Raw genomic sequence first — 24,890 nt, forward strand, 5'->3', positions numbered from 1 at the left:
GACAAATCTCAGTCCGGCAGAGCCAACTCCTTCGGGTCGAGGACAGCGACGACCGGTTCGCTGAGCCGGAGAACTTCGCCCTTCCGAGCGGTCGAATGCTCCACATAGGTGCCGTTGGCTAGCCGGTAGAGGTGCATTGCCGTCGTCTTCTGATCGATCAGCAGATACCACGGGATGCCAGCTGCGGCGTAGTAGTGCATCTTGAAAACTTTGTCCGTGGTGGCGTTCGATGGTGAAGTGACCTCGCAGACCAGCAGCACGGTCCGGGCCTCGAGAACCAATTTGCGTCCCATATCCGTAGTAATTACGAGATCGGGGATCGGTATGCGATTCGGTTGGAGCCGGACATTCGGTGCTAGTAGCACGTGCAAACCGGCGGCGCGGGCCGGAAGACGAAGTTCTGCATAAAGCTCGCCGAGAAGATGCTGATGGGTGGTCGTGGGGTTCGGTGTCATGAAGAGACTTCCGTCGAACAGCTCGAGGCGATCGGGTGTCTCACCCATGGCGAGGAAGTCCTCCTCGCTGATCGGCCTCCCGTCGCTGAGGATGGCTGCGGTCATGGCGTCTCCCTGGTGGTTGAAGTCGAATTCTCCCACAGGAACTAGTCTCATGACAACTCTCCTAGTGACTACCTTCCGATATCTCCTTGCAGAAACGCTAGCTCCTCGTCGAGTGTGGCCGAAGTAACCGAGTCGTAACCCGGGATTGAGGCGCCGATCAGCAGCAGGGGGCGGCTGTGGTCCGACTGGGCGGCGGCCTCGAGCAGGTTGTGGTGGGCGTAGACGTCGGCGGCATCCAGCCGGTCGCCCAGATAGCGCTCCGCGAACGGGGCCGGCAGCTCGGTCCAGTCGGTGACCGGCCGGCGCGCGACCGCCCGGTGGAAGACCTCCGGCCGGCGCAGCACGGCCAGCGCCGCCAGCCACCCGCCGAGGCCGGTGCCGCGCACCGACACCGAGGTCAGGTCGAGGTCGGGATGCTTGCCGAGCAGTTGGTGCAACGCGTCGACCTGGTCGGTGAGCGCGATATCCCCGAGGCGGCGGTGCACCACCTTCTCGAAGCTGGGCGCCACCCCCGGCGTACCCCTGCTGTCGACACTGACGACGGCGAAGCCGGCGTTTGCCCACCACTGCCGTTCCTGCCACGCCGCCTGGTCCGAAGTCACCTGCTGATGCCCGGGCCCGTCGCCCAGCGTGACCAGCACCGGGATTTTCGTCCCGCCGACGAAGCCGGCCGGGTAGAGCACGGCGGCGGGAAGCCGCCGGTCGGTGACGCGTTCCAGGACCGGATGGGTCTGGTAGGGCAGCGGCGCCGCGACGTTGCCGAGGGTGGCGACGCGAACGTCGCCCCGCCACACGGTGTCGTCGAGGACGAGCACGTCGCCGCCGGCGACGGCCCGATGCCAGCCGGGGGTCAAGCTGATCTTGCGGGCTTCCGCTCCGCCGCCGCCGAGTGAGGTACGCACGCGGAAGATCGACTGGGCCGCGGGTTCCCCGTCGGTGCCCTCGACCACGAGATCGGGCGCGCCGGTCGGGGCGCCCACCCGCGGCAGCGTGCCGACCACCCGCCGCACATAGAGGCCGGGCGGGGTGAGCAGGCTGCCGTCGGCGAACAGGCAGCGGGCGTCGAAGCCGTCGTGCGCGAGCTCGCCGCCGACCAGCACCCGGCCGTCCGGCAGGTGCCGCGGGGTGCCGTCCACCGGCTCGACCCAGCGGGCGTCGGCCAGCTCCGCGTGTACCTGGGTCTCGCCGGTGCGGGGGTCGATGGCCAGGACGAGTCCGTGCTGCTGCATCCGGCGCAGCACGGTGATCAGCGGGCCGCCGCCCTCGGCCCAGCGCACGTTGATCACATAGGGATAGGTCTCCCGGTCCCAGTGCACGTCCACCCAGCCCTCGTCGAGGTCGAGCAGGTGCAGGCTGGTCGCGCCGGCGGTGCGGGCGGCCAGGATCTGGCGGCCGTCGGGCGACCACCACCAGCCGCGCCGCCGGCCGAACTGGACGGCGGCCGGGTCGGGCACGCCCCAGGAGGTCAGGCCGCCGTGCTCGCGCCAGGCGTTGCCCGGTTCGCCGGCCAGCAGCCGGTCACCGGCCCCGCCGACGACCCGCAGGGATGCGGAGGGGCCCGGCGTCACGTAGCCGATGGCGGAGCCGAGCGGGTCGGGCCGCGGATCCTGGACCGGTTCGTCGGTGTGCACCTCGGTGACCTCGCCGCCGACGAGATCGGCGCGGAAGAGCCGCCGGTCGCGGGTGAAGGCGGCGACGCGGGCGTCCCGGTCGACGGCGTACGCCTCGATCGGGCCGTCGGCCACCAGCGTCTCCGCGGCCGTCGCCACATTGAGCACCCAGAGCGCGGCGTTCGGGTCCTCGGGCCCGGCCGAGCGCAGGAATGCCACCCGGGCGCCGTCGCCGCCGATCTTCACGTCACGCGGAGCGCCGTAGCTGAAGTGACCGGTGCGACCGGCGAGTCCGGGGAAGTCCACAGGTCCAGCATCGCTGATCAAGCCCCGGTTCCGCCGTGCAAACTCGCAGCCCGGCGCAGGATCGCTCGCCTCGCCGCCGCGTAAAGTGGCGCCGTGACTGACGCCCTGCCCGCGCGCCGCCTGCTGCTGGTGCACGCCCATCCCGACGACGAGGTCACCGGCACCGGCGCGACCATGGCCCACTACGCGGCCGCCGGCGCCCACGTGACGCTCGTGACCTGCACTCTCGGCGAGGAGGGTGAGATCCACGTGCCGGAGCTGGCCCAGCTCGAGGCGAAGCAGGCCGACCAGCTGGGCGGTTACCGCCTGGTCGAGCTGTCCCGGGCCTGTGCCGCGCTCGGGGTCGCCGACCACCGGTTCCTCGGCGGCCCGGGCCGTTACCGCGACTCCGGCATGATGGGCCTGGCGACCAACGAGCACCCACGGGCGTTCTGGCAGGCCGACCTCGATGAGGCGGCGGGGCTGCTGCTGGAGGTCATCAAGGAGATCCAGCCGCAGGTCATGATCACTTATGACGCGAACGGTTTCTACGGCCACCCCGACCACATCCAGGCGCATCGGGTGGCGATGCGGGCGGCCGAGCTGGCCGGCGCCGACGGCCCGGAAAAGATCTACTGGACGGCCATGCCGCTGAGCGTGCTGCGCGAGGGCATGGAGGCGTTCCGCGAGCTGGACGACAACCCGTTCGCCGACGTGGAGAAGGTCGAGGACCTGCCGTTCGGGCACACCGATGAGGAGATCGCGGCCCGGATGGACGGCACCGACCACTACGACCAGAAGGTCGCCGCGATGCGGGCGCATGCCACCCAGATCCCGGACAACTCCTGGCTGTACGGGATTGCCGGCGACTTCGGCGGCGAGTTCATGGGGGTGGAATACTTCCTGCTCGCCAAGGGTGAGCGCGGTCCGGGCGAGGGCCCGCAACGCTGGGAGAGCGACCTGTTCAGTGGCGTCGAGACCGACGAGCCGGCCGCGATATGACGCCGACGGAGGCCGCGATAGCCGAGGAGACCGAGCCCAAGGCGAAGCGCAGCTGGGAGCCGGTGATTGTGACCGGCGGCGTGGTGGTCTCGATCGTGGCCACGTTCGTCACCGGCGTGCTCGAGATCCTGCTGACCACGCTGCGGGCCGGCGATGTGCTCACGATCTGGCGGGGTGACGCGATCGGCTCCGGCTCCGGCCCGCTCATCGGCGTGGCCATCGTGCTCGCCGGGGCGGCCAATTACGGCCTCGCCTGGTTCGCGGTGAGCACCACCGGCAAGCGCTGGGCGCTCGGCCCGCCGTGGGCGCTCTGGACGCTGATGATGCTGTTCGCCGCGGGCACGCGCACCCACGAGGGCGATTACCTGCTCGGCGGGGAGAACTGGATCGCCCTGGTGATGATCCTGGTGGGCAGTCTCACGTTCGCGGTCTACTCGTACCGAATGATCTTGAAGGGCATCGTCCCCCGTAACTAACAGCAGACTCCCAGGCTTCACCCAGGGGTGTGTGGCGCGTAATCCGCAAAGATGGCCAGCGGATCGCGCGCCGGGAGTGCCCACGGCGTTACGATCCGCAGCCACGATTCGTCTGCGGTGCGCGGCCTTCGGCGCGGCCGCGTGGGTGACTTGTCCCAGGGAGGACACATGAGGCAGCGGCGCTGGTTCCCGCCTTTGGCGCTGGCGGTCGGGTTGTTCGCGATCAACGTGGTGGCCCGTCTGATCATCCGCCTGGGATTCGACGGCAACGATGCGGCCTCGGGCCGCGCGTCGATCATCATGTTCGCGGTGATCGGCCTGACAATGGCGGTCTGGACGTTCCTGGCCTGCCAGCGCAAACGGCCCAGCGATTGGCTGCTGCCCGACCTGGTGGTCGGCGCGATCGCCGCCCTGCTGCTGACCGTCCTGGTCGGACCGTTCATCAGCGGCGGCGAGCCGTTCAAGGACGGCGCCGGCGACTTCTTCGCCCAGATCTGGCTCTATGCCGGCTTCGCGATCGTCGGCACCCTGCTCGGCTACTGGCTCGCCGTGCTGCTCGGCCGCGACTACCGGTCACGTGCCCTGAAGGCGTTTGCGGAGCGCAGCAAGTCCAAGCCGCGCAAAGTCGTCCGCCGTTAAGGGGCTTCCCGCGTCAGGTAGGTGTGGTGCGTGCTGAAGCCGATCCGGCCGTAAAGGGCGACCGCGGCGGTGTTGCGCTCCTCCACCTGGAGGTAGGCGCGGGTGCTGCCGCGCTGCGTCGCCCACTGCGCGAGGCCGCGCATCACCTGCTGCGCGATGCCGCGCCGGCGCGCGGCCGGCGCGGTCTGCAGCAGCGAGACGCCGAGCCAGCGCCCGGGACCGGTGACTGCGCCTCGGCCCACCGCGAGCAGGCTGCCGTCGGTGTCGCGGACGTGCGCGAAGACCACCTCGGGCACGCCGGTGAGGATGCGCGTCGCGGTCGGCGGCAGGGTGCCTTTGTGCTCGGCCACCATCGCGTACCAGTCGTCGCCGGGTGTGTCGGCCATCTCAACCGGCGGCAGGTCGGTGCGGCCGGGGATCGTGACAAAAAGTGGCGCGATCGTGGCCGTCTGCACCAGGGTGAGCGGGCGGGCGGTCCAGCCGCGTGCGTCCAGGGCCGCGTTGACCGGCGCGGCGAGCGGCATCGGCGCGTTGATCAGCGGTCGCTGCCCATGTGCCGCGTACCACTCCACGACGCCGTCGATCGCCGCCTCGAGGGTGCGGTCGGGGTCGCCGACGGCCAGCGCCGAGTTGGCCCGGCCGGTCCAGTTGCCGGCCGCCCGCAGGATCCAACTGCCCAGGTGGGACTGGATGGGGGCGGGCCAGGCCTCGTTGGCCGCGAGCTCCAGCGCGATCACATCGGCGGCCGGTGGGCGGCGCGCGGGTGGGACCCGCTTGGCGCGGTGCACCTCGTGCAGGGGGACCCGGAGTGTGCCCTTCTCGGTGGCGATGGTGAGATCGGTCTCAGTGAGGGCCACGAGCTCTCCGAGGGCATCTGAATACAGTGTTCGCTCCTGGGAAACGCCTACAATTCGGCGCACCACCACTCGGTGTCCCACATCCTGCCGACGGAGCACGTGTCACCTCCTTCGGCGGAGATACTAGGCTCTGCAACTGTCGCCGGCGGATCCCGCGGCGTGGCTTTGGAGGGAAAGACCCGTGACCTACATCATCGCTGAGCCGTGCGTCGATGTGCTCGACAAGGCATGCATCGACGAATGCCCGGTCGACTGCATCTACGAGGGCAACCGGATGCTCTACATCCACCCCGATGAGTGCGTCGACTGCGGAGCCTGTGAGCCGGTCTGCCCGGTCGAGGCGATCTTCTACGAGGATGACGTCCCGGAGCAGTGGAAGGACTACACCAACGCGAACTACGAGTTCTTCGAGGATCTCGGTTCGCCCGGTGGCGCCGCCAAGCTCGGCAAGGTCGACAAGGACGCCTCGTTCGTGCTGCAGCAGCCGCCCCGGGGCGAGCACTGAGCGCTCTCGCGTCGGCCCTGCCGGATTTCCCCTGGGACCTCTTGGAGCCGGCGAAGGCCAAGGCCGCGGCGCACCCGGACGGGATCGTCGACCTCTCGGTCGGCACTCCGGTCGACCCGGTGCCCGAGCTGATCCGCCGTGCGCTCGCCGACGCGTCGGACGCGCCGGGCTACCCGCAGACCGCGGGCACCCCGGCGCTGCGCGCCGCGATCGCGGGCTGGCTGGCCCGCACCGGCGGCGCCTCCGGTGAGCTCGGTGTGCTGCCCACCATCGGGTCCAAAGAGCTGGTCGCCTGGCTGCCCACGCTTCTCGGCGTGGGCCCCGGCGACGTCGTGGTGATCCCGTCGGTCTGCTACCCGACCTACGAGGTGGGCGCGCTGCTGGCCGGCGCGACTGTGGTGCGCTCCGACTCGCTCACCGCGGTCGGCCCCACCTCGCGGGTCAAGCTGGTCTGGGTCAACTCGCCGTCCAACCCGACCGGCCGGGTGCTGCCGCCCGAGCACCTGCGCAAGGTGGTCGACTGGGGCCGCGAGCGGGGCGCCGTGGTGGCGAGCGACGAGTGTTACCTGTCACTGGGCTGGGAGACCAAGCCGGTGTCGGTGCTCGACGACGCGGTGACCGGCGGCGACTACACCGGCGTGCTCGCGGTGCACTCGCTGTCCAAGCGCTCCAACCTGGCCGGTTACCGCGCCGGTTTCCTCGGCGGCGACCCGGCGCTGATCGCCGGCCTGCTCGCCGTCCGCAAGCACGCCGGCATGATCGTCCCGGCCCCGGTGCAGGCGGCGATGGTTGCGGCGCTCGGTGACGAGACCCACGTCGACGAGCAGCGCGAGCGGTACGCCGCCCGCCGCGACACGCTGCGCACCGCGCTCACCAAGGCGGGCTTCGAGATCACCCACTCGGAAGCCGGTCTCTATCTGTGGGCGAGCCGCGGCGAGGAGTGCTGGCAGACCGTGGACTGGCTCGCCGAGCGGGGCATCCTGGCCGCTCCCGGCGCCTTTTACGGCCCGTCCGCCAAGCAGCACGTGCGCATCGCGCTGACCGCCACCGATGAGCGCGTCGCCGCGGCGGTGGGCCGCCTGACCTGACGGTCGATCAACCCGCAGTGATCGCCCCGTGACCTACGGGGTTTCTCATGTCGACGAGCGTCGCTACCCTCAGGGGCGTTGACCGACTACGCCGCTGCGGGGAGGCGATCGTGGCTGACGGGGTGCGCGTCGAGACCGACGGGCTGAACAAGTTCTCCGATCAGGTGCAGAGCGACACCACTGGCACCCTGGGGAGCGGTTATTCGCGCGCGAGCGTCGATCTCTCCGCCGGGGTGGCCTTCGGGGCGAGCAACGCCAGTGGCGCCGTGCATGCCGCCAAGGAGCGTTACCGGGAAAGCCTGCGGGCCTCGACCGAAAACGTGGTGGCTTATCTGGATGCCGCCCACGTGCTGGCCGCGGCCGCGGCCAAGGTGGCAAAGGCGATGGACGACACCGACGGCGGGGCCGCCCAGCGCGCCTCGGAGATCTACAACCTGCTCGCCACCGCGGTCGACGAGTCCAAGCAGCGGCGCGCCGAGCTCGACGGCCACCCGACCACGAGGCGGGCGGTGTGAGCGGCGACCAGGTCCTGACCAGCAGCTGGTGCACCAACTGGGGGGCCTACAACACGCCCCGCCTGTGGGGCATGGTGGCCAACGAGGACGACGCGACCGGTCGCTCCCAGGTGAGTGCCTGGCGCACGCTGGCCGGCTCGGTGCGCAGCCAGCGGGCGGCGCTGCTGTCCGCCCGCGCCGACCTCGTCGCGGCCTGGCCGCCGGAGGACAACGAGTCGGCGGCGGCCTTCGTCACCGAGCTCGACATCCTGATCAAGCGGCTGGACACGGCTTCGGCCGATGCCGACACCACCGCAAGCGGTCTCGACAACATCCTGAACGCGATCCAGACGGCCAAGACCACGATTCAGCCGCTCTGGGAGAAATACCAGGACAAGCACAACGACATCGTGCCGAGCTGGTGGGACGACGCCGAGGACGAGATCGACGAGAAGGCCCGCACCGCCATGATCACCGCCGAGCGCGCGGTCGAGGACGCGGTCGTGCAGCTCAAGGTCCCAGAGCAGTACGAACTGGTCATCAGCAACGAGAACAACGACCTGACCTACCCCAGCAACCCGAACAACGGCGGCGGCAACGGCAGCAAGATCACCGGAAGCGGCCGGGGCATCGAAGCCGTGGTGCCGCACGACCCGGTTCCGCCGCTCCCGGGCCAGGACCCGACGATCCCCGACAACGGGGGCGCCGGCGGCGGAGACGACAACCCCGGCGACGGGTCCGGCGGCGGGTCCGGCGGCGGCAGCGCGGTCGGCGGCGGGGGGACGGGGATCAGCACCCCGACCGGAAGCAGCGGCGGCGGTGGCGGTGGCACGGGTGGCGGTCCCGACCTGGCCGGTGTGATCAACCCCGGTCAGCCCCCGATCGTGCCGGGCGAGTCGATCGGTCTCCCGGGAGGCGGCAATGCCGGCCTGCCGACCACCGGTGGCGGTGGCGGCGGCAACCCGCTCCTTCCCGGCCTGTTGCCCACCGGTGGCGGTGGGCCGATCACCCCTGGCGCCAGTCGGCTGCCACGCGGCGCCGGCTCATCCGGTGCGCCACGCCCGTCCAGCGCGGCCCGTCCCTCCGGCTCAGTTATCGGCGAGTCGGAGACCGGTCGAGGCGGCGCCGGCAATCCCAGCGGCCGCGCCGGCAATCCCAGCGGCCGCGCCGGCAATCCCAGCGGCCGCGCCGGCAATCCCAGCGGCGCACCCGGCGGTGTCGGCGGCGGCGCTCGCGGGGGAGCCGGCGGTGTGGGCGGTGGCGCTCGCGGGAGGGCCGGGGGCGGAGTCCGGGGCCGGGCCGGCCGGGTCGAGGGCACCGAGGGCGCGCGCGGCGGGAGCAGTTCCAGTCGCGTACCCAGGCCGTCGTGGTTGCCCGAAGACGAAGCCGGACCGAACCGCCGGGCCGGCGCCGCCGCGAACCCGGCCGGCATGGCCGGCGCGCCCGGCCGCAACAACCGCCGGGCCCGTGGCGACGACTCGCAGGGTTTCGACCCGGACAACCCGTGGGCGGTCGCCGAGGGCGTCGACCCGGTCATCCTCCCGCCCGATGACGATCCCCGGAACGACCCCGGCCCGAACGTGATCGGCCGGCGCGGGTGATCCGACGCGGTGCCGCCGCACTCGCGGCCGCCCTGCTCGCCGTGCTGGTGACCGGGGCGCCGGCGCGGGCCGACCGCGAGCGCGACCGCGAGTGGCACCTCTCGGCGATGAAGGCCGCTCAGGCCGCCGAGCTGGGCAAGGGCGGCGCGGGGGTGATCGTCGCGGTGATCGACACCGGCGTCGACACCCGCCACCCGGACCTGACCGGCGCCACCGTGCCGGGGCGGAACACGGCCCTGGACAGCGCGGACGACGACGTGGACAGCGGCGGGCACGGCACCGGCATCGCCGTGCTGATCGCCGGCCGGGGGCACGGCAGCGGCGACGGGCTGCTCGGCATCGCGCCCCGCAGCCAGGTCATGCCGATCCGGCCGATCGCCGACGCGGTGCTGGTCGCGGACGGCATCCGGTGGGCCGTCCAGCACGGCGCCAAGGTGATCAACATGTCGTTCGGGCTGGACTCGAGCGATGCGCTGCGGGCGGCGGTCGACGAGGCGGTCGCCGCCGACGTGGTGCTGGTGGCCGGCGCGGGCAACGACAACACCGAGGCCAACCGCTCGGCCACGCTGCCCGGGGTGCTCGCCGTCGGCGCGATCGACCGGGCCGGCAAGATCGCCAAGTTCTCCAACCATGGCCCCGAGGTGGACCTGGTCGCCTACGGAACCGACATTCCGGTCGCGGTGCCGCGCGGGAAATATGCGTTGGCCGACGGCACCAGCTCGTCGTCCGCGCTGGTGGCCGGAGCGGCCGCGCTGATCCGGGCGCGGTACCCGGACATGTCGGCAACCGAGGTGGCGCAGCGACTGACCACGACCGCCACCGACCGTGGCGAGAAGGGCAGGGACGACTACTACGGGTACGGGGAGCTCAACCTGATCGCCGCGCTGACCGCACCGCGTGCCGCCGTCAGCCCGTCGTCGGCCGCGGTGGTGGCCCGGCCGCCCGATTCCACTCCGGACGCTCCCCGCCAGGGCATTCCCGCGCTGCTGATGGCGGCGATCGGCGTCGCGCTGCTGGTGGTCGGGGTGGCCGCCGTCATGATCGTGAGGACGCGCCGAAGGACCTGATCAACAGCGGAGAGTTGGCACGAACCGTACGCAGCCGGGGGTCGAATGCGTGCCCGGCCGTGCGTTACTCTCAGTGCCGCTGAGATCGGGGGGATCTTCGGTGTTTTCGTCTGTCCAATCAGAACGTGACGACGCGCGGTCCGGGGACGCACGTCGATTCGTGTCCGAGGTTGAGCTGCTGGCGGTGCAGGCCCGAGGGGGAGGCCGACCGCCACGACTCGACCGGATCGCCGGCCCGGATCGCACCGGCACGGCATTTGCCGTGGTCGATGCGGTGGGCTCCGTCGTCGACCTCGGCCTGCACCCGGGCTGGTGGGTTGCCCTGGGCCCGATCCGGGTGGCGGCGGGCCTGCTCGAGGCGGTGACGAGCGCGCGGGCGAAGGCGGCCCTCGTGCCGTTCATCCTGCGTCGTTATGATCACCATCCGTCATCAATAGTTGTCATCAAGCAACCTACGCCCGGTGACGACGGTTTCGTCGGTAACGCTCGCGGGCGGATCGCCGAGGCATCCCGGCTGATCGACGAGTCGGTCGAGCAGCCGCCGGCCGCTCGGGTGATCACCGGGCCGCGGGAGTTGTTCCGGCTGCATGTGCGGGGCGGCCGGGCCGACCGGGCCGAGGTGGCCGGGGGCCTCACCGCCGCCGACGCCGACCGGGTCGTGGCCGATGCTCGCGAGGCGTTCGCGGCGCTGGCCGGTCACGGCCGCGATGGCCTAGCGTCGCCATCATGAGCATGCAGCCGACGATCGTGGTCCGCGGCGAGGCGATCCGCGAGGTCCCACCCGAGCAGGCCATCTTCTCCGTGACGGTGACGGCGCGCGGCCGGGACAAGGATGCGGTGCTGGCCCATCTCACCGAGCGGGCCGCCGTGCTGCGCGCCGCCCTCGATGGTTACGGCGAGTCGATCGAGCGCCGGGAGACCAGCGGCGTGCAGGTCTTTCCCGACTTCAAGCGGGGAAGCGAGCGCCCCGCGGCCTGGACCGGAAACGTCGGCACCACGGTGACGGTGACCGATTTCGCGGCGCTCGGTGAGATGCTGCCCCGGCTGGCCGGCCTCGAGCAGGCGTCGATCTCCGGGCCGTGGTGGCAGCTGCGCCGGGGCAGCACAGCGAGCGCCGAGGTGCGCCGAGCGGCGATCGCCGACGCGCTGGACCGAGCCCGGGAATACGCAGCGGCCGTCGGGAGCCGGATCGACCGCCTGGTGGAGATCTCCGACGAGATCGGCGGGGGCGGGGGCTTCCAGCCGCTGATGGCTCGAGGGGCGATGGCGGCGGATGGGGCGGCAGTCCTGGAGCTGGATCCACAGGTGCAGACGGTGCAGGCGTCAGTGATCGTCCGGGTAACGATCACCGATCCCGTCCTGTCGTGAAAAACAAGTAAAATTCGGTTTCATCCGCATGGTCGGGAATGATCGGCAAGACTCGGCAACATGCCGAAGGGTCGCCGAGACGTCCTGCTGAGGGTGGCGAACGTCAATCCCGACAGCGTGATCACGCACACCGACCGCGTGCTCTACTCCGCGATCGGCGTCTTCGTCCTGCTCTACTTCCTGTACGCCACGGTCGGCGGCGCCGCGTTCATCGATGCCAGTTCCAACTACCAGCAGCCGTGGTACCGCTGGCTGGTCGGCCCGATGATCGCGGCCGGCGTGGTCGCCTACGACCGGGCCGTCGTCGGCCGGGTCGGCATCAGCTACGACAAGCTGGAGTCCATCGATCCGCACGAGTTCCTCCGCAAGCCCACCGCCGGCCTGTACCTCGGCCGCCTCGGGCTGGCCCTGCTCTTCGCCGTGCTGATCACCGAGCCGCTGATGCTCGCCCGCTATCAGGGTGAGATCGATGCCCGCCTCAACGAGGTGCACAACCAGCAGCTCACCAAGATCGACAAGGACGGCGTGGTCGGCGCCTGGACGACCCGGCTCAACCAGCTCAAGCAGGAGACCGCGGCCGACGACGCGGCGATCCACGACCTCAGCGAGCGTGCCGCGCAGAAACGCCGCGACGCCCGCACGCTCTACCAGCAGGCGATCGACGACTCGGCCGGGGACGGGGTGTCCCGCTCGAGTGGTTGCCCGCCCGGCGGCTACTGCGACCAGTTGGTGCGGCGCTCACGCGGGCTCGACGACCAGGCGGCGGTGCTGGACCGGCAGGCCGGGACGCTTCTCGACACCCAGCGCTCGGCCCGCGACGCCCGCGCCGAGGAACAGGCCGAGCTGTCCCGGCAGATCTCCGACCAGCGCGAGGTCAACAACACCGCGGTCCGCTCCGACGCCGGCTTCGGTGCCCGCACCGCCGCGATGTGGCGCCTGGTGACCAGCGACTTCTGGGGCGTCGGCATCTTCTACCTGGGCATCACGCTGCTGCTGGTGGCGCTCGACTGCGCGGCCGTCGGGCTCAAGTTCGTCTCCCGCGGCAACGCCTACGAACGCAACGAGGCCCGCATCGCCCGGCGCCGTGAGCACGAGGCGCTGCTGCTGCACGAACGGGAAATCCAGGACGCCCGGTCGTACGGCGTGGCCATGGCGAAAGTGGTGACCGAGGGCATCGAGACCGCGGTCCACGACGAGCAGGTCGCCCGTGAGGCAGCCGAACGGGCCGGCGCCGTCCTGCGCACCTCGGTGGTGGTGCTGCCGGAGGCGGTGCGCAAGCTGACCGCCCACCGTGGCCGGCACTACCGCCCCGTGCACGGCGAGTTGCTGGAGCCCGATCCGGACAGTGACGAGCGGGAACCGGCCCGCAACGGACGGCACCGCCGCGCGCTCCGGACGCCGGTGATCATCGACGAGGACGCGGAGGTGTTCCACTCCGACCGATCGAGCCGGCATTACCGCGGGCTCTAAGGCATCGCCTCCAGCCGCACCCCGGAGACCTGGACCGGCACCGTGAACGTCCCGCCGTCGCAGGCCGCAGCCGCATCGGACCGCATGGTCAACGCGGCCGGAATCGTGAACGCGCCGATCGTGTTGCGCGGCACCTCCCACAGCACCGGGAAGCGGCCGCCGGTCAGCTCGACCCGGGTCTCCCGGCAGCCCGCGTCCCGATGCTCGGTGTCGGCCACGATGTTGCCCGCGCCCGGCGCGACCGAGGTGATCCGAATCGGGTGGTCGGTATCGTTGGTTACCGTCACGGTGAGACTGCCGTCCTGCCCGCGCAGCAACGGACGGTTGAGGTCCGAGCGGGCACGCAGCGCGAGCTCGATCGCGACGCCGGTGTTCGCGTGCCCGGTCTCCGAGTCGGTGACCTGCCAATACATCCAGGCGGCGCCGGCGTTCACGACGACCGCGGCGGCCGCCGCGATGGACAGGATCACCCGGGTACGCCCGTCGAGCCGACGCCGGCGCACCTCGGTGGGACGCACCTCCCAGGTCGGCTCCTCGTGATCGGCCGGGCTCAACTCGATGTGCCCGGACGGGTCCGGTTCATTCTTGGTGGACTCGTCCCGCCGCCGGACGAGTGAGTCGAGGCGTTTCACGAGAGCAACTCAAGAATGAGTGCGGCGTGCCGACTGCTGAACAATCGCATGCGGGCGCGTTCCTCCTTCTCGGACCGACAGGGGCTGGTTATTAAACGTTCCCTGACGACCGCCGGTAGTGCGATCGGGATTCCGTTCGCCGTTGTGCGCGGATACATCGCACAGGTGCGACTGACCGGCTTAACCCCAACGGGGGACGACTCCCTCAAACACTCTGACCAGCAAAGACATACCCTACGGCCGGTTCGGCCAACACACCGGCCCGCCACCGGGGGCGGCTGAGTCAAATCCACGGTGGTCAGGCCGAGGTTGCCGAGGACAATTCATTTCCGGTACGGCTTGAGTCCTGCCCCGACGAAACCGGATAACTTCCGCCGTCCATACCCGCGCGGCCCCTCCGAAACAACCACTCCGCTCGGGCTAATCCGTACGCGCCGAACGAATAGATCGAGCCCCCGGCGCGGGACCTCGCCGGGGGCTCAACCATTAATGGCCGAGTCAAGAACCAGTTGTCGCGGTGTCGCCCGGCGTCGGCTCGCCGGCCGGCGCCGTCGTCGTCGCGGTCGTGACCGGGTCGGCAGGCTCGGTCGTTTCGGTCGTGACCGGCGACGTCGTGGCCGGTGTGGTGGTCGCCGGCTGGTTCGGCGCGGTCGGCGTGGTCGGCGCGATGCCGGCCGGGGCCGCCGCCGTCGGTTCCGCGGCCGGATCGGTGCTGGCCGGCCGGGCCGGCGGGGTGCCGGGGAAGTTGAGCCGCTGACTCTTGCCGCTCTCCGCCCCGGTCCAGTTCCGGTAGACCGGCGCGATCGTCCAGTACCACTTACCCCCGGCCAGTTCGGCCGCGGTGAAGGCGACCGTCTCGGCCGTGCCGCCGGTCGCCTCGATCGTCCGCGTGATGTCCGGCAGCGGCGGGTCGTCGATGCTGTGCGCGGTGACGACGTAGTGATCCATCCGGACGCCGTCGGTGATCTCCTGAGCGCTCCAGCTGACCACGGCCGTGCCGCTCTGCCTGGCCGCGCTCGGCGTCACGCCGCGGGGCATCTTGGCCACCTTCGCGCTGATCAGCGCGGTGCTGGGAACCGTCCAGCCGTTGGCGGCGGCGAGCGCCGTGCCACCTGCGCTGAGGGCAAGCACCAGCGTGGCGCCGGCCAGGTGCTTCGTGTAGCGCCTCATCGGTCCACCCGGTAACCCATGCCGGAGATCGTGATCCGGAAATGCGCGCCGGCGCACTTCTCCGAGGTGCCCGAGGGCATCAGGATCGGGAGCGTGCCGGTGAGGGTCGTGCGGCCGTGCGCCGAGATCAGCACCGGGAGCCGGCCGGTGTACGGCCTGACCTGCAGACTGGCCGAGGTCGCCGGGCACCCGCGGCGGGACGACCAGGTGACCCGCCCGGCCAACTGCTGCAGGCGGAGCCGGTATCCCATCGGGTTGTTCACGGTGACCCTCAGCTGCTTGACCTTGCCGGGGTAGAGCCCGTGCACCGAGCCGGCGGTAAGGGTGAAATACAACGGCCCGCCATGCTCGTGGCCGCCCCGGCCGCCGACCATGACCATGGTGTCCTCGGCCGCCGGCGACTGGTCCGTCGTGGCCACCACGAGGAGCCCGGCCAGCATGACGAGGGTGGCGAGCGGGGTCCACCACTTCTTCAGCATCGGAGTCCCAAGGTTGAGGTGCCGGGGGTGAAGCGGCGTCCGGTCCGCCTCACCCCCGGGCAGGTCCTGGTCAGGCGAGCTGCGTGGCCGTGAAGGTGTAGGACGCCTGGATGTGCAGACCGGCGCAGGACTGCGGCAGGTCGCCGATGGTCACGTTCGAATCCACCGAGGCATTCACCGCGCCGCTCGCGATCTCCGGCGTACCCGGGAAGTTCGTCGCGGTGACCACGGTGGCAGCGTTCGCGATCAGGGCGTTGTAGCAGGTGGTGTTCTCGGCGGCGGTGTTCGCGCCGCTGACCGTGAACGCGGTCGGGCTGATGCTCCCGGTGAGCTTGACCTTGAAGTCGTTCTGGTTGGTGACCTTCATGGTGATGGTCGTGACCTTGCCCGGGTAGATGTTCGAGCCCAGCGAAGCCGTAGCGGTCAACGGGATGATCTTCGACGCGTCGGCATCGGCCGTACCCGTACCGCCAACGGTCCAGCCGGTGAAGGCCCAAGCCGCGGCCCCGCCGCCGATGATGACGGCCGCAACGCCGGCGACGACAGCGGAACGCTTGCTGTTCTTACCCATGGGTCTTTCCTCCGGGAACGGTGAGGGGGTCAGCATTCGGTTTCGAATGCGCGTAGCCGGTCGTGGCGGCACTCCGGCGTTGCGAAAAAGATTCCCCAAACAAGAACCCACGGCGATAGGGCGTACGTGTTACCTGTGAGACCGCTGAGACCACAGTGACTGGCCGTTCGGATGATCTCAAACACCGCTCGCAGCCGATCCGGACAGCGGTCAGCGATCCTGACAAACCATCAACCACCTGCGGCAATGCCTTCTAACCGGAGTCCTGGCCAAGCCGAGTCCCCGGTTGCCGGACGGCACCGAGGCGAAATTTCGGGCAGATTTCCCATCGATATTCGAAGCCGGAAACAACGACTCGGACAGCACAGAATCAGCCGAATCGACGACCAATTCGGCTGAAAGATGCATGCACGCCATGCCTCTGTCGACGGCGGATGCCGGAGGAGTCAAATGGATCGAGCCCCCGGCGCGGGACCTCGCCGGGGGCTCGATCGTTGCCGGACGCCGCTCACGAACCCGCGGTTGCGGTCGCGGTCAGTGGCAGCTCGTCCGCCGGTGCGGTGGTCGTCGGCGCAACCGCCGGAGCGGTCGTCGTGGCCTCGGTCGGCTTCTCCGCAGCCGGTGCGGTCGTGGTGGTGGCCGCCGCGCCGGTGGACGTTTCGGCGAGGGGCGGTTTCGGTGCAACGGCTGCTGCTGTTCCGTCCGCCTTCACTGTCGGGGCGGTCGTCGCGACAGCGGGCGCCGGCCCCTGGGCTGCCGTGCGGGCCGGAAGGGTGGCCACCGCTGGAACCGTGACCTCGCCGCTCTGCGGGCTGTCCGGTCCGGCCCACCCTGCGCCGAGCGTGGCCCGCACCCGATAGCGCACGGTGGTCCCGCCCACCGCCGCGTTGTCAGTGCAACTGCTCGTGGTGACCGCCACCGTGCACGCAACGACGGCGCCTGCGTTCGAGGTGCGCACCACGGCGTAGCCGGTGATCGGCACGTTCGTCGTCGGTGCGCTCCAACTGATCCGGGGGTGGGTACCGGCGAGGGTCGCTTGCGGTGCTGCCATGGCCGGCAGCGTGGCGCCGCCGACGGTCACCTGCGCGTTGCTGCCGGTGGTCCAGTTCGCCCAAGCGGTCACCGCGCCGCCTGCAGCGAGCAGGGCGGTCGCGCCGAGCACGAGAACGCTCGTGCGTACTCCCCGCTTCATCGTCCCGCCTTCGTGGCCTTGCCGGTCAACTTGATCGTGAACGCCGTGTTCTCGCAGGCCTGTGCGACGGAGTTGGGCATGAACGTGTCGATCGTGCCGCCGCTACGCCGGCTCCGTGCCGGAACGGTGACCGGCAGCTTCCCCCGATAGTCACGGACCTCGAGGTTGACGCGCGTCGCACGACAGCCGCGCTTCGACGTCGCGGTCAGCTCGCCCCGGACGGAGTAGACGCTGATCGGGAACGTATTGGGGTTGGTGAAGGTGACCTGGATCTGCCGGACCGCGCCGGGATGGAGGTCCTGCACCGGCGTCCCGGAGATGCCCAAATCTTGGTAGCCGTTGCCGCTGTGCCCGGTCAGGGTGAGGGCCTGTGCGGTCGGCATTCCGCCGCTGAGGGCGCTGAGGCCGCAGAGCAAGGCGCCGATCATCAACCACCTTTTCACGACTTTCCTCCTGACCGTGGCGGTTATGCGGACTGGGCTTGGCCGGTGACGACGATCTGCAGCTTGAAGGTCGCGCTCTGACACGCGGAGTCGGAGTCGTTGCTCATCCCGATGGCCCCACCGAGGGAGAAGTTCTTGGAGGTCTTCGGCTCGATGCGCCAGGCAACGGGGTAGGTCGGGCTCATGATCGACACGCCGGTCCGGACACAGCCAGCCGTCGCGTGCGCCGCATCCGGCGTGGCCATATCCGTGCCCCGCTCAACCTTGGTGACCAGGACCGGGAACGAGTTGTTGTTCTTGATGGTCACCCGCAGATTGCGCTGCACCCCCGGGTAGAGAAGCGCGTCGTCGATGGGCTTGGCGGAGGCGCTCAGGGTGATCACAGAACCGGCTTTGCCAGCCGCGTCGCCCTGGCCGGTCGAGGTCCAGTAGGCATACGCCGCGGCGCCGTTGGCCAGCGCCGCCACGCCGGCGACGATCGCAATGACGACCTTTGTGCGACGCGAGTTCGTAGCCATCCCCTGGCCTTCTTGATCGAATCGGACAGGTTGCCGGGTGGGAGGAGTAGCAGACTCCTCCCACCCGCGGGCTCACGGCGTCTTGATGGTGTCGCTGCTGCTGGATTCGGCGCTGGTGGCTCCGACGTTCACGGTGAACTTGAAGTCCTGGTTCTGGCAGTCGTCATCCGGATTCGCGGTGAGCTGCACCGAGTCGTTCCAGGTGAAAATCACGGTTTCACCCTTGCCGATCTTCTGGGCCCAGTTGCTCGGCTTGGGCGCGTTGGCTACCTGCTGAAAGGTTGCCGCGCCGTCGCATGCCGCCGAGGTGACGGCCTGGAAGCCGGTCAGAGTCAGGGTGGAGGGCAGTACCGCGTAGTTGTTCTCGTTCTTGACGCTGAACGCGACACCGGCTTTGGTGCCCGGATTGACCGTGCCGACGAGTTCCGTCTTCAAAACCGTGAGGGGTGCGGCCGAGCCGGCCTTTCCGGACACAACCCCGGTTCCCGTGCTGGACCAGTAGGCGTAGGCAGCCCCGGCTCCGCCGACCGCCACGACGGCAGCGGTGATGGCGGCGGCGGAACGCTTGGTGAGCTTGCGCATGGGGGATTTCCTCCAGGAACGGATTAGGTCACGCCTAACGGCTTCGAATTTGTGTGGCCGGGCCGTGGCGGCGTTCCGGCGCTGCGACAAAGATGACCGAATCCACAGCAGACGGCGATCGGGCTTCCGTGCGCCCTATTCGCAACGCAGGGTCAGCTCGAAGCGGCCATCCGAATTAATCCGAACAGTGGCCCCAAACGCGAATGATCGAGATCCGCAAGCGTCGCCGACCCTGAGGAAGGTACCTCTACCTGCAGCTACGGCCGCTAGCAGGGAGGCGCCACATCCTCAAGGCACCCAGAGATCGACTCTGCTTCGACGAGCCTCTAAAGCCACCGAACATGAATCTCCGACGCGATATCCGAGGGTCAAAATACGCCCGCGCCCTCTAACGGATTAGCCGGATCGTCGGCCGATTCATCTGAAAGATGCATACGGCTAACGCCTATGTCAGGACCGGCAACTCGGAAGATCCGGCACAGGCACCCAACGCCCGGAAAAGCATCGGCCGGCACGACACCGAAGCGTCGACCGGCCGGATGCGTGCCAAACAGGCTCAGAGGTGGGCGAGTTCCTCGGCCACCATCGTGGCTCGGGCGATCTCGCCCGCCGCGCGCCCGGCGCGGGCCGCCACCATCCCGGTCGGGGTCCAGATGCCGGAGCGCCCGGCCGTCTCGGTGTAGCCGCCGCCAGTGGGTCCCGCGAAGGACGAGAACGCCACCCACACCCCGTGCGCGTCGCCGATCTGCCGGGCCCGCTCGGCCGCCGCCAGCTCGCCGGCCGGCGAGTCGACCACGCCGGCCACGTACGCGTCGATGCCCAGCGCGGCCGTCTCGGCCGCGTGTGCCGGAATGCCGGTGTCGCGGCAGATGCCCAGGCCCAGGCGCCATCCGTCGACCTCGAGCACCTCCGGCCCGGGGCCGGGGCGGAAGCGCTCCTCGCTGGTGTGCGTGTACTGCTTGCGGTAGGCGACCCGGACCCCGTTGCCGTCGACGGCCAGCGTCGCGATGTGCGGGCCCTCGATCGGTGCGCCGACGAGCGCCACGGTGTCGGTGGCCGCGCAGGCCGCGACCAGTGGGGCGAGGCGTGGGTCGTCGATGGCGATCAGCGGTGCGTCCAGCTCGTAGCCGGTCAGCGAGAGCTCGGGGAAGACGACCACGCGGGCCGCTGCCGCTCGCACGGCGGAGGCGTGCACGAGGGCGTTCTTGGCGACGTCGAGGGAGGTTATGCGCGGTTGAGCTACGGCGACGATCAAGGAGCGCATGGGCCGATCTTCCTTCGGGGGGTGTGGAGGTTGAGGCTAGCTGCGAACGGCTTGAACCAGGAAGCGATGTGCGGCGACGGTGAGCTCTCCGTGTAAACGGATGAACGAGTCGAGACGTCCCAACGTCTCCGCGTACCGCTCAGGGGTGAAGTCGCGGATCTGCCAGGGGAGGTCGCGCAGTTGCCGGACCACCGCGCCGACGTCGCGGAATGCGACGGCGGGGCGCTCTTCGCGCACATCGGTGACCTCAAGTCCGGCCTCCTCCAGGGCGGCGACGGCCAATTCGGCGTTCCACTTCCCACGGTAGGCCGGTGGCGCCCCGAGCGCCGAGTTGAGACCGGCCAGATCGTCGCTGCCGACCTGCTGGGTGAGCAGGGTGCCGCCGGGGCGCAGCAACCGGAAGATGTCGGCGGCGGGGAGTCGCCCGTGACGGCTGAGGACGACGTCGAATTCGTCCTCGCCGCCGGGCAGCTCGGTGAGGACCGGCACGCCGAAGGGGGCGAGCCGGTCACGTGCGACAGGAATGTTGCGGGCGAAGCTCTCCACGGCAACCGTATGCATCGGCAGCGGGGCCAGCTCGACAAGCAGTTCGCCGCTGCCGGTGTCGAGATCGAGCAGTGAGCCGGCCCGGCGCAGCTGGGCGCGGGCCAGGTCGGGGTACGACCAGGACGGCCCGCCGGGCCGCCCGTCCAGCCAGGCGAACTCCCAGCCGGTGGCGCGTTCGCCCAAGGCGGCGGCGGTCATGGTGGAGTCGGCTGGGTCGCCGAACTGCTGCCCGCTGCGCACCTGAGCGACGGTAGCCATCCGACCTGTGCAACAGAGGCCGTTGTGACCTGTCTCAAGCTCGAAACATGGTTACGGTATGGCAACTACGACCCGGGCGAGCAGACCCGGCCAGCCGTGGCCCATGCCGATCAGCGCTTCCGAGCCCGGCTCGAAGCCGTCGTGCACGAGGAAGAGCCTGGTGCCGCCCCCTTCGGCCTCGAGGCGGAACGTGATGGTGGTGTCCTGCCCACCACTTGGCCAGCAGGTCGGGCTCGGCGAGCGCCCGCCACACGGCGGCCGGCGGGCGGGCGATGAACTGGTCGCACCCGATGCTGCTCATGGGTCTTCTCCCTCGACGAGGTCGCGCAGAGCGGTGAGCCGGCCCCGCCAGTACCGCTCGAACGGGTCAAGCCAGTCCTGGACCTCGGCGAGCGGCGCGGCGGCCAGGTGGTAATACCGATGCCGGCCGCGCGGCTCCTCGGTCACCAGCCCGGCGTGCCGGAGCACGCCGAGGTGTTCGGAGACCGAGGGCCGGCTGAGCGCGAACCTCCCCGCGAGCTCGCCCGCGGGGAGGGGTCCGTCGCGCAGTGCTTCGAGCAGTTGTCGGCGCACCGGGTTGGCCAGCGCGCCGAAGACGTCCATGTCCGGCACGCCACTGATAATGCGTCGGAAATCTCCGACACGTCAAGAGCTACTCGCGAACCGGCATCAGGATCGAGAAGCGCGAGTCGTCGCCGGGCACCCGCACGGCCAGCGGCTTGATCGGGCCGTCCAGCTCCAGCACCAACTGCCCCGGCCCGCCGGCGTCCAGCGCCTCCAGCAGGAACTCGCGGTTCACCGCGACATGCCGCTCCGCGGCCTCGACCCACTCACTCTCGGCCGCCAGACGCACGCTTCCGGCCTGATCAAGACCAAGGACGACGACGGTGTACGCCGAACCTTCGTGCTCCCGGTGCACGAGCGGCGCCGCCGCCAGCATCTCGCGCAGCCCCGCCGGATCGACCGTCACCCGGGTCGCCGGTTCGGTCAGCTCCACCAGGCGGCGGTAGTCGGGGAAGTCCACCGGCAGCGGTTTGCCGTCCACGACCCGGCCGCCCACCTCGGCCCGGATGACGTCGGCGGCCAGGTCGAGCACGATCGGGCCGGGCGCCGGCGCGAGCAGTTCGTCGACCACCGCCACCGGCACCATCAGCCGGGCCGGTGGCCCCTCGACGTCGGCTGCCACGGTGGCCAGAGCCATCCGGAAGCGGTCGGTCGCCACCAGGGTCAGGAAACCGTCGCCGGTCTCGAACAGCACGCCGGGCAGCAGGCCGCCGGGGTCGGCGGCGGCGAAACGGACGGCGTTGAGGCTCGCGGCGAGCGCGGCCGCGGGCAGGGAGATGCGAGTCATCAGGTTCTCCTCCAGGTCGAGCAGGGCGTGGATGCGGAGGAGTTCACGCTTGGCATCGGCCAGACCGTCCTCGAGCCGTTGCCGGTGGTGAGCCAGCCGGCGGCGTACCGAATCGGGGTCTTTCAGGTCCTGGACCGCCTGCGCGATCTCGGTGACCGGCATGCCGACCCGGCGCAGCCCGGCGATCAGCCGGGCGGCCCGCAGTTGTTCGTCGGCGTATCGGCGATAGCCGGTGGCCGCGTCCACCTCGGCCGGCACCAGCACCCCGGCCCCGTCGTAGAACCGCAGCGCACTCACCGAAAGGCCGCTGGCCCGGGCCATCTCGCCGATGCCGCGCATGTCTCCTCGCACCCCGCCGACCTTGGTGTCTCGACCTGCTGGAGAGTCAAGCGCCAATCAACAAGGTGCCCGCGACTCCCAGCATGAGCAGCGAGATTACGCCGTCCAGCACGCGCCAGGCGGCCGGCTTGGCGAGCAGTGGAGCGAGGCGGTGCGCGCCGGCGCCCAGCACGACGAACCAGACCAGGCTGGCGGCGGCCGCGCCCAGCCCGAAGATCCAGCGGTGCGGGTGCCGCTGCGCCACCGAGCCGAGCAGCAGCACCGTGTCGAGATAGACGTGCGGATTCAGGTAGGTGAGGGCCAGGCAGGTGAGGAGGGTCGCGCCGAGCGTCGACGGCGCCCGCTCGGCCGGATTCAGCTGGGCGGGGCGCATTGCGCGGCGTGCGGCGAGGATGGCGTACGCCGTCAGGAAAGCCGCACCGACCCAGCGGATGATCGTGATCGCGTCCGGTCGGGCGCTGACCACCGCGCCGAGGCCGCCGATCCCGGCCAGGATCAGCAGCAGGTCGGAGAGGGCGCAGACGGCCACGACCGCGAGCACGTGTTCGCGGCGCAGGCCCTGCCGCAGGACGAACGCGTTCTGGGCGCCGATGGCGATGATCAGAACGGCGGAGGCGAGGAAACCGGCGAGCGCGGAGGTGAGCACGGTTTCGACGCTAGGGGGTGCTCACGGCGTACTCCAGCTAAAGATTTTGACGTTGGTTTAGATTCTCTTACGTGCATCAGGTGCAGTTGGCGACGTTCCAGACGGTGATCGAGACCGGCAGCTTCGAAGCGGCGGCCCGGCAGCTGCACGTCACGCCGTCGGCCGTGAGTCAGCGGATCAAGGCGCTGGAGAGTGCGGTCGGGCAGGTGCTGGTGCGCCGGGCCAAGCCGTGCGTGGCGACGACCGCGGGGGAGGCGCTGGTCCGCTTCGCCGGGCAGGTCGCGCTGCTGGAGCGGGAGGCGCTGGCGCAGGCGCGCGACCGCACCCGGGTGTCGATCGTGGTAAATGCGGACTCGCTGCACTTCTGGTTCCTGCCGGCGCTGACCGCGGTGCCCGGGCCGCTCTATGAGCTGCACACCGATGACGAGCACTACACCGCTGACCTGCTGCGTTCCGGCACCGCGATGGCCGCGGTGACCGCCGAGCACGCGCCGGTGCAGGGTTGCCGGATCGAGCCGCTCGGTTCGATGCGTTACGTCGCGGTCGGGCGCTCCGTCGACCAGCCGATGGTCGTCTACAACCGCAAGGACCGGCTGCAGCACCGCTTCCTGGCGTCGCTGCGGCGCCGCGCCGATCCGCCGATCCATTACGTGCCGGCCGCGGCCGCTTTCGTGGAGGCGATTCGCCTGGGGCTGGGCTGGGGCATGGTGCCCGAGTCACTGGCCCGCGAGGACATCGCCGCCGACCGCTATGTCGAGATATTTCCGGGCAAGTTTCTCGACGTGCCGCTCTACTGGCAGTACTGGAAGATCGAGTCGGCGGTGCTGACCGACCTGACCGCGGCGGTCAAAGCGGCCGCCGCGGAGTTCCTCGTCAGCTAGTCGTTCGAGTGCAGGGCGGCGTTGAGCTCGATGCCGGTGCCGCTGCGCGGCTTCGCCTCGAAGGTGCCGGTCACCGAGTTCTGCCAGAAGAGCAGGTTGTTCTGCCCGGAGAGCTCGCGCGCCTTGACCACCCGGCCGTCCGGCAGGGTCACCTTCGTGCCGGCCGTGAGGTAGATGCCCGCGGCCACCACGCAGTCGTCGCCGAGCGAGATGCCGACGCCGGCGTTCGCCCCGATCAGGCTGCGCTCGCCGATGCTGACCCGGTCTTTGCCGCCGCCGGAGAGCGTGCCCATGATGGACGAGCCGCCGCCGATGTCGGAGCCGTCGCCGACCACGACGCCCTGCACGATCCGGCCCTCGACCATCGAGGTGCCCAGCGTGCCGGCGTTGAAGTTGACGAAACCTTCGTGCATGACGGTGGTGCCGGTGGCCAGGTGGGCGCCGAGCCGCACCCGGTCGGCGTCGGCGATCCGCACACCGGACGGGACGACGTAATCGGTCATCCGCGGGAACTTGTCGACGCCGTAGACGCTCAGGTGCCGGCCGGCCGCGCGCTCGAGGAAGCGCAGCTCGTCGACCCGGTCGGCCGGGCACGGGCCGGCCGAGGTCCAGGCCACGTTGGCCAGCGCGCCGAAGATGCCGTCCAGGTTGATCGAGTTGGGCACGACCAGCCGGTGCGACAGCAGGTGGAGGCGAAGGTATGCGTCCGAGGCGTCCTTGATCGGGTCGGCCAGCGAGCCGATCGTGACGCGAACCTTGACCGTGCTGAGGCCGGGCAGCGATCGCGGGCCGGTCAGCCCGGCGGGCAACACCTTCCCTTCCGGCTCGGCTCCGAGGCCGAGGAATCCCTCGGGGAACCAGGTGTCGAGCACCTGTCCGTCGGCCGTGACGGTGGCGAGGCCGGTGCCCCACGCGGGCGAGGTCGAGATCGCGGTTTCCACGCCCCGCACCTTATCGTGACGAGGATCGTAACTCCGAAGGTGATTCACCCTGGCC

30 protein-coding genes are annotated in these 24,890 nt (G+C 70.3%); 12 read left to right on the top strand and 18 right to left on the bottom strand.

What is annotated here, in order from left to right; genetic code table 11:
- Positions 1–8: 8 nt before the first annotated feature.
- Both AB0E90_RS11750 and AB0E90_RS11755 read right to left on the bottom strand, forming a co-directional pair.
- The gene (locus AB0E90_RS11750) at positions 9–560 is read right to left on the bottom strand and encodes a Uma2 family endonuclease (RefSeq protein WP_360402915.1); all 552 of its coding nucleotides are present in this window, start codon (positions 558–560) and stop codon (positions 9–11) included.
- Between the two features lie 68 nt (positions 561–628).
- Positions 629–2,476 (bottom strand): prolyl oligopeptidase family serine peptidase, encoded by a 1,848-nt coding sequence (locus AB0E90_RS11755; protein WP_360402917.1) that lies wholly within the window; start codon positions 2,474–2,476, stop codon positions 629–631.
- Between the two features lie 93 nt (positions 2,477–2,569).
- On the opposite strand from AB0E90_RS11755, the gene mshB reads away from it, so the two are divergent.
- The 3 genes from mshB (at position 2,570) to AB0E90_RS11770 (ending at position 4,572) form a co-directional block, all read left to right on the top strand.
- Positions 2,570–3,457 carry an N-acetyl-1-D-myo-inositol-2-amino-2-deoxy-alpha-D-glucopyranoside deacetylase gene (mshB, locus tag AB0E90_RS11760; RefSeq protein ID WP_360402919.1) on the top strand — a complete coding sequence of 296 codons (888 nt, stop codon included), beginning with the start codon at positions 2,570–2,572 and terminating at the stop codon, positions 3,455–3,457.
- Positions 3,454–3,933, top strand: coding sequence for a hypothetical protein (locus tag AB0E90_RS11765; RefSeq protein ID WP_360402921.1), 480 nt, complete (start codon positions 3,454–3,456; stop codon positions 3,931–3,933). The genes mshB and AB0E90_RS11765 overlap by 4 nt, the downstream gene beginning before the upstream one ends.
- A 168-nt stretch (positions 3,934–4,101) precedes the next feature.
- Positions 4,102–4,572 (top strand): hypothetical protein, encoded by a 471-nt coding sequence (locus AB0E90_RS11770; protein WP_360402923.1) that lies wholly within the window; start codon positions 4,102–4,104, stop codon positions 4,570–4,572.
- Here AB0E90_RS11770 and AB0E90_RS11775 read toward each other — a convergent pair.
- Positions 4,569–5,528, bottom strand: a complete 960-nt coding sequence (locus AB0E90_RS11775) for a GNAT family N-acetyltransferase (protein WP_360402925.1) — start codon at positions 5,526–5,528, stop codon at positions 4,569–4,571. The genes AB0E90_RS11770 and AB0E90_RS11775 overlap by 4 nt on opposite strands.
- Before the next feature lie 82 nt (positions 5,529–5,610).
- Here AB0E90_RS11775 and fdxA point away from each other — a divergent pair, with 82 nt between their 5' ends.
- From fdxA to AB0E90_RS11815, 8 genes are all read left to right on the top strand, one after another.
- A complete protein-coding gene (fdxA, locus tag AB0E90_RS11780; RefSeq protein ID WP_360402927.1) occupies positions 5,611–5,934 on the top strand; it encodes a ferredoxin in 324 nt (107 codons plus the stop codon).
- The gene (gene dapC / locus AB0E90_RS11785; RefSeq protein ID WP_360403334.1) at positions 5,931–7,022 is read left to right on the top strand and encodes a succinyldiaminopimelate transaminase; all 1,092 of its coding nucleotides are present in this window, start codon (positions 5,931–5,933) and stop codon (positions 7,020–7,022) included. The genes fdxA and dapC overlap by 4 nt, the downstream gene beginning before the upstream one ends.
- A 110-nt stretch (positions 7,023–7,132) precedes the next feature.
- Complete coding sequence (locus AB0E90_RS11790) at positions 7,133–7,537, top strand: hypothetical protein (RefSeq protein ID WP_360402929.1); 405 nt, start codon at positions 7,133–7,135, stop codon at positions 7,535–7,537.
- On the top strand, positions 7,534–9,117 hold the full coding sequence (locus tag AB0E90_RS11795) for a hypothetical protein (RefSeq protein ID WP_360402931.1): 1,584 nt from the start codon (positions 7,534–7,536) through the stop codon (positions 9,115–9,117). Before AB0E90_RS11790 ends, AB0E90_RS11795 begins: the two co-directional genes overlap by 4 nt.
- Positions 9,114–10,184: a S8 family serine peptidase gene (locus tag AB0E90_RS11800; RefSeq protein ID WP_360402933.1), complete on the top strand. Its 1,071-nt coding sequence runs from the start codon at positions 9,114–9,116 to the stop codon at positions 10,182–10,184. The genes AB0E90_RS11795 and AB0E90_RS11800 overlap by 4 nt, the downstream gene beginning before the upstream one ends.
- 160 nt (positions 10,185–10,344) lie before the next feature.
- The gene (locus AB0E90_RS11805; RefSeq protein WP_360402935.1) at positions 10,345–10,914 is read left to right on the top strand and encodes a hypothetical protein; all 570 of its coding nucleotides are present in this window, start codon (positions 10,345–10,347) and stop codon (positions 10,912–10,914) included.
- Entirely contained in the window at positions 10,911–11,552 is a 642-nt protein-coding gene (locus AB0E90_RS11810; protein ID WP_360402937.1) for an SIMPL domain-containing protein, read from the top strand. The genes AB0E90_RS11805 and AB0E90_RS11810 overlap by 4 nt, the downstream gene beginning before the upstream one ends.
- Positions 11,553–11,612: 60 nt before the next feature.
- Positions 11,613–13,022 (top strand): DUF4407 domain-containing protein, encoded by a 1,410-nt coding sequence (locus AB0E90_RS11815; RefSeq protein WP_360402939.1) that lies wholly within the window; start codon positions 11,613–11,615, stop codon positions 13,020–13,022.
- Here the strand turns inward: AB0E90_RS11815 and AB0E90_RS11820 are convergent.
- From AB0E90_RS11820 to AB0E90_RS11885, 14 genes are all read right to left on the bottom strand, one after another.
- On the bottom strand, positions 13,019–13,654 hold the full coding sequence (locus AB0E90_RS11820) for a hypothetical protein (protein WP_360402941.1): 636 nt from the start codon (positions 13,652–13,654) through the stop codon (positions 13,019–13,021). The genes AB0E90_RS11815 and AB0E90_RS11820 overlap by 4 nt on opposite strands.
- Before the next feature lie 498 nt (positions 13,655–14,152).
- On the bottom strand, positions 14,153–14,824 hold the full coding sequence (locus tag AB0E90_RS11825) for a hypothetical protein (RefSeq protein ID WP_360402943.1): 672 nt from the start codon (positions 14,822–14,824) through the stop codon (positions 14,153–14,155).
- Positions 14,821–15,303 carry a hypothetical protein gene (locus AB0E90_RS11830; RefSeq protein ID WP_360402945.1) on the bottom strand — a complete coding sequence of 161 codons (483 nt, stop codon included), beginning with the start codon at positions 15,301–15,303 and terminating at the stop codon, positions 14,821–14,823. The genes AB0E90_RS11825 and AB0E90_RS11830 overlap by 4 nt, the downstream gene beginning before the upstream one ends.
- A gap of 70 nt (positions 15,304–15,373) precedes the next feature.
- Entirely contained in the window at positions 15,374–15,874 is a 501-nt protein-coding gene (locus tag AB0E90_RS11835; protein ID WP_360402947.1) for a hypothetical protein, read from the bottom strand.
- A gap of 508 nt (positions 15,875–16,382) precedes the next feature.
- Positions 16,383–17,066 (bottom strand): hypothetical protein, encoded by a 684-nt coding sequence (locus AB0E90_RS11840; protein WP_360402948.1) that lies wholly within the window; start codon positions 17,064–17,066, stop codon positions 16,383–16,385.
- Positions 17,063–17,494, bottom strand: a complete 432-nt coding sequence (locus AB0E90_RS11845; protein WP_360402950.1) for a hypothetical protein — start codon at positions 17,492–17,494, stop codon at positions 17,063–17,065. The genes AB0E90_RS11840 and AB0E90_RS11845 overlap by 4 nt, the downstream gene beginning before the upstream one ends.
- 38 nt (positions 17,495–17,532) lie before the next feature.
- Complete coding sequence (locus tag AB0E90_RS11850; RefSeq protein ID WP_360402952.1) at positions 17,533–17,976, bottom strand: hypothetical protein; 444 nt, start codon at positions 17,974–17,976, stop codon at positions 17,533–17,535.
- Positions 17,977–18,099: 123 nt separating this feature from the next.
- On the bottom strand, positions 18,100–18,609 hold the full coding sequence (locus tag AB0E90_RS11855; RefSeq protein ID WP_360402954.1) for a hypothetical protein: 510 nt from the start codon (positions 18,607–18,609) through the stop codon (positions 18,100–18,102).
- A gap of 556 nt (positions 18,610–19,165) precedes the next feature.
- On the bottom strand, positions 19,166–19,873 hold the full coding sequence (locus tag AB0E90_RS11860) for a carbon-nitrogen hydrolase family protein (RefSeq protein ID WP_360402956.1): 708 nt from the start codon (positions 19,871–19,873) through the stop codon (positions 19,166–19,168).
- A gap of 36 nt (positions 19,874–19,909) precedes the next feature.
- Positions 19,910–20,677, bottom strand: coding sequence for a methyltransferase (locus tag AB0E90_RS11865; protein WP_360402958.1), 768 nt, complete (start codon positions 20,675–20,677; stop codon positions 19,910–19,912).
- A 51-nt stretch (positions 20,678–20,728) separates the two neighbouring features.
- Positions 20,729–20,872, bottom strand: a complete 144-nt coding sequence (locus AB0E90_RS11870; RefSeq protein ID WP_360403336.1) for an SRPBCC domain-containing protein — start codon at positions 20,870–20,872, stop codon at positions 20,729–20,731.
- 102 nt (positions 20,873–20,974) lie between these two features.
- The gene (locus AB0E90_RS11875) at positions 20,975–21,280 is read right to left on the bottom strand and encodes a metalloregulator ArsR/SmtB family transcription factor (RefSeq protein WP_360403338.1); all 306 of its coding nucleotides are present in this window, start codon (positions 21,278–21,280) and stop codon (positions 20,975–20,977) included.
- A 49-nt stretch (positions 21,281–21,329) separates the two neighbouring features.
- Entirely contained in the window at positions 21,330–22,367 is a 1,038-nt protein-coding gene (locus AB0E90_RS11880) for a MerR family transcriptional regulator (RefSeq protein ID WP_360402960.1), read from the bottom strand.
- Positions 22,368–22,413: 46 nt separating this feature from the next.
- Complete coding sequence (locus AB0E90_RS11885) at positions 22,414–23,013, bottom strand: LysE/ArgO family amino acid transporter (RefSeq protein ID WP_360402962.1); 600 nt, start codon at positions 23,011–23,013, stop codon at positions 22,414–22,416.
- A 71-nt stretch (positions 23,014–23,084) separates the two neighbouring features.
- Between AB0E90_RS11885 and AB0E90_RS11890 the strand changes: the two genes are divergently transcribed.
- The gene (locus AB0E90_RS11890; RefSeq protein ID WP_360402964.1) at positions 23,085–23,894 is read left to right on the top strand and encodes a LysR family transcriptional regulator ArgP; all 810 of its coding nucleotides are present in this window, start codon (positions 23,085–23,087) and stop codon (positions 23,892–23,894) included.
- Here AB0E90_RS11890 and dapD read toward each other — a convergent pair.
- Positions 23,891–24,835 carry a 2,3,4,5-tetrahydropyridine-2,6-dicarboxylate N-succinyltransferase gene (gene dapD / locus AB0E90_RS11895; protein WP_360402966.1) on the bottom strand — a complete coding sequence of 315 codons (945 nt, stop codon included), beginning with the start codon at positions 24,833–24,835 and terminating at the stop codon, positions 23,891–23,893. The two genes, AB0E90_RS11890 and dapD, sit on opposite strands and share 4 nt — an antisense overlap.
- Between the last annotated feature and the right edge of the window lie 55 nt (positions 24,836–24,890).

It is taken from the genome of Actinoplanes sp. NPDC026619 (assembly GCF_040638295.1).
Taxonomy (GTDB): Bacteria; Actinomycetota; Actinomycetes; order Mycobacteriales; family Micromonosporaceae; genus Actinoplanes.

Excerpts from the sequence above, each read along its gene's own strand:
- AB0E90_RS11750 (WP_360402915.1), bottom strand. The coding sequence starts at position 560 with ATGACCGCAGCCATCCTCAGCGACGGGAGGCCGATCAGCGAGGAGGAC.
- AB0E90_RS11765 (WP_360402921.1), top strand. The coding sequence starts at position 3,454 with ATGACGCCGACGGAGGCCGCGATAGCCGAGGAGACCGAGCCCAAGGCG.
- AB0E90_RS11770 (WP_360402923.1), top strand. The coding sequence starts at position 4,102 with ATGAGGCAGCGGCGCTGGTTCCCGCCTTTGGCGCTGGCGGTCGGGTTG.
- AB0E90_RS11810 (WP_360402937.1), top strand. The coding sequence starts at position 10,911 with ATGAGCATGCAGCCGACGATCGTGGTCCGCGGCGAGGCGATCCGCGAG.
- AB0E90_RS11815 (WP_360402939.1), top strand. The coding sequence starts at position 11,613 with ATGCCGAAGGGTCGCCGAGACGTCCTGCTGAGGGTGGCGAACGTCAAT.
- AB0E90_RS11825 (WP_360402943.1), bottom strand. The coding sequence starts at position 14,824 with ATGAGGCGCTACACGAAGCACCTGGCCGGCGCCACGCTGGTGCTTGCC.
- AB0E90_RS11830 (WP_360402945.1), bottom strand. The coding sequence starts at position 15,303 with ATGCTGAAGAAGTGGTGGACCCCGCTCGCCACCCTCGTCATGCTGGCC.
- AB0E90_RS11835 (WP_360402947.1), bottom strand. The coding sequence starts at position 15,874 with ATGGGTAAGAACAGCAAGCGTTCCGCTGTCGTCGCCGGCGTTGCGGCC.
- AB0E90_RS11840 (WP_360402948.1), bottom strand. The coding sequence starts at position 17,066 with ATGAAGCGGGGAGTACGCACGAGCGTTCTCGTGCTCGGCGCGACCGCC.
- AB0E90_RS11845 (WP_360402950.1), bottom strand. The coding sequence starts at position 17,494 with ATGATCGGCGCCTTGCTCTGCGGCCTCAGCGCCCTCAGCGGCGGAATG.
- AB0E90_RS11855 (WP_360402954.1), bottom strand. The coding sequence starts at position 18,609 with ATGCGCAAGCTCACCAAGCGTTCCGCCGCCGCCATCACCGCTGCCGTC.
- AB0E90_RS11860 (WP_360402956.1), bottom strand. The coding sequence starts at position 19,873 with ATGCGCTCCTTGATCGTCGCCGTAGCTCAACCGCGCATAACCTCCCTC.
- AB0E90_RS11865 (WP_360402958.1), bottom strand. The coding sequence starts at position 20,677 with ATGGCTACCGTCGCTCAGGTGCGCAGCGGGCAGCAGTTCGGCGACCCA.
- AB0E90_RS11875 (WP_360403338.1), bottom strand. The coding sequence starts at position 21,280 with ATGGACGTCTTCGGCGCGCTGGCCAACCCGGTGCGCCGACAACTGCTC.
- AB0E90_RS11880 (WP_360402960.1), bottom strand. The coding sequence starts at position 22,367 with ATGCGCGGCATCGGCGAGATGGCCCGGGCCAGCGGCCTTTCGGTGAGT.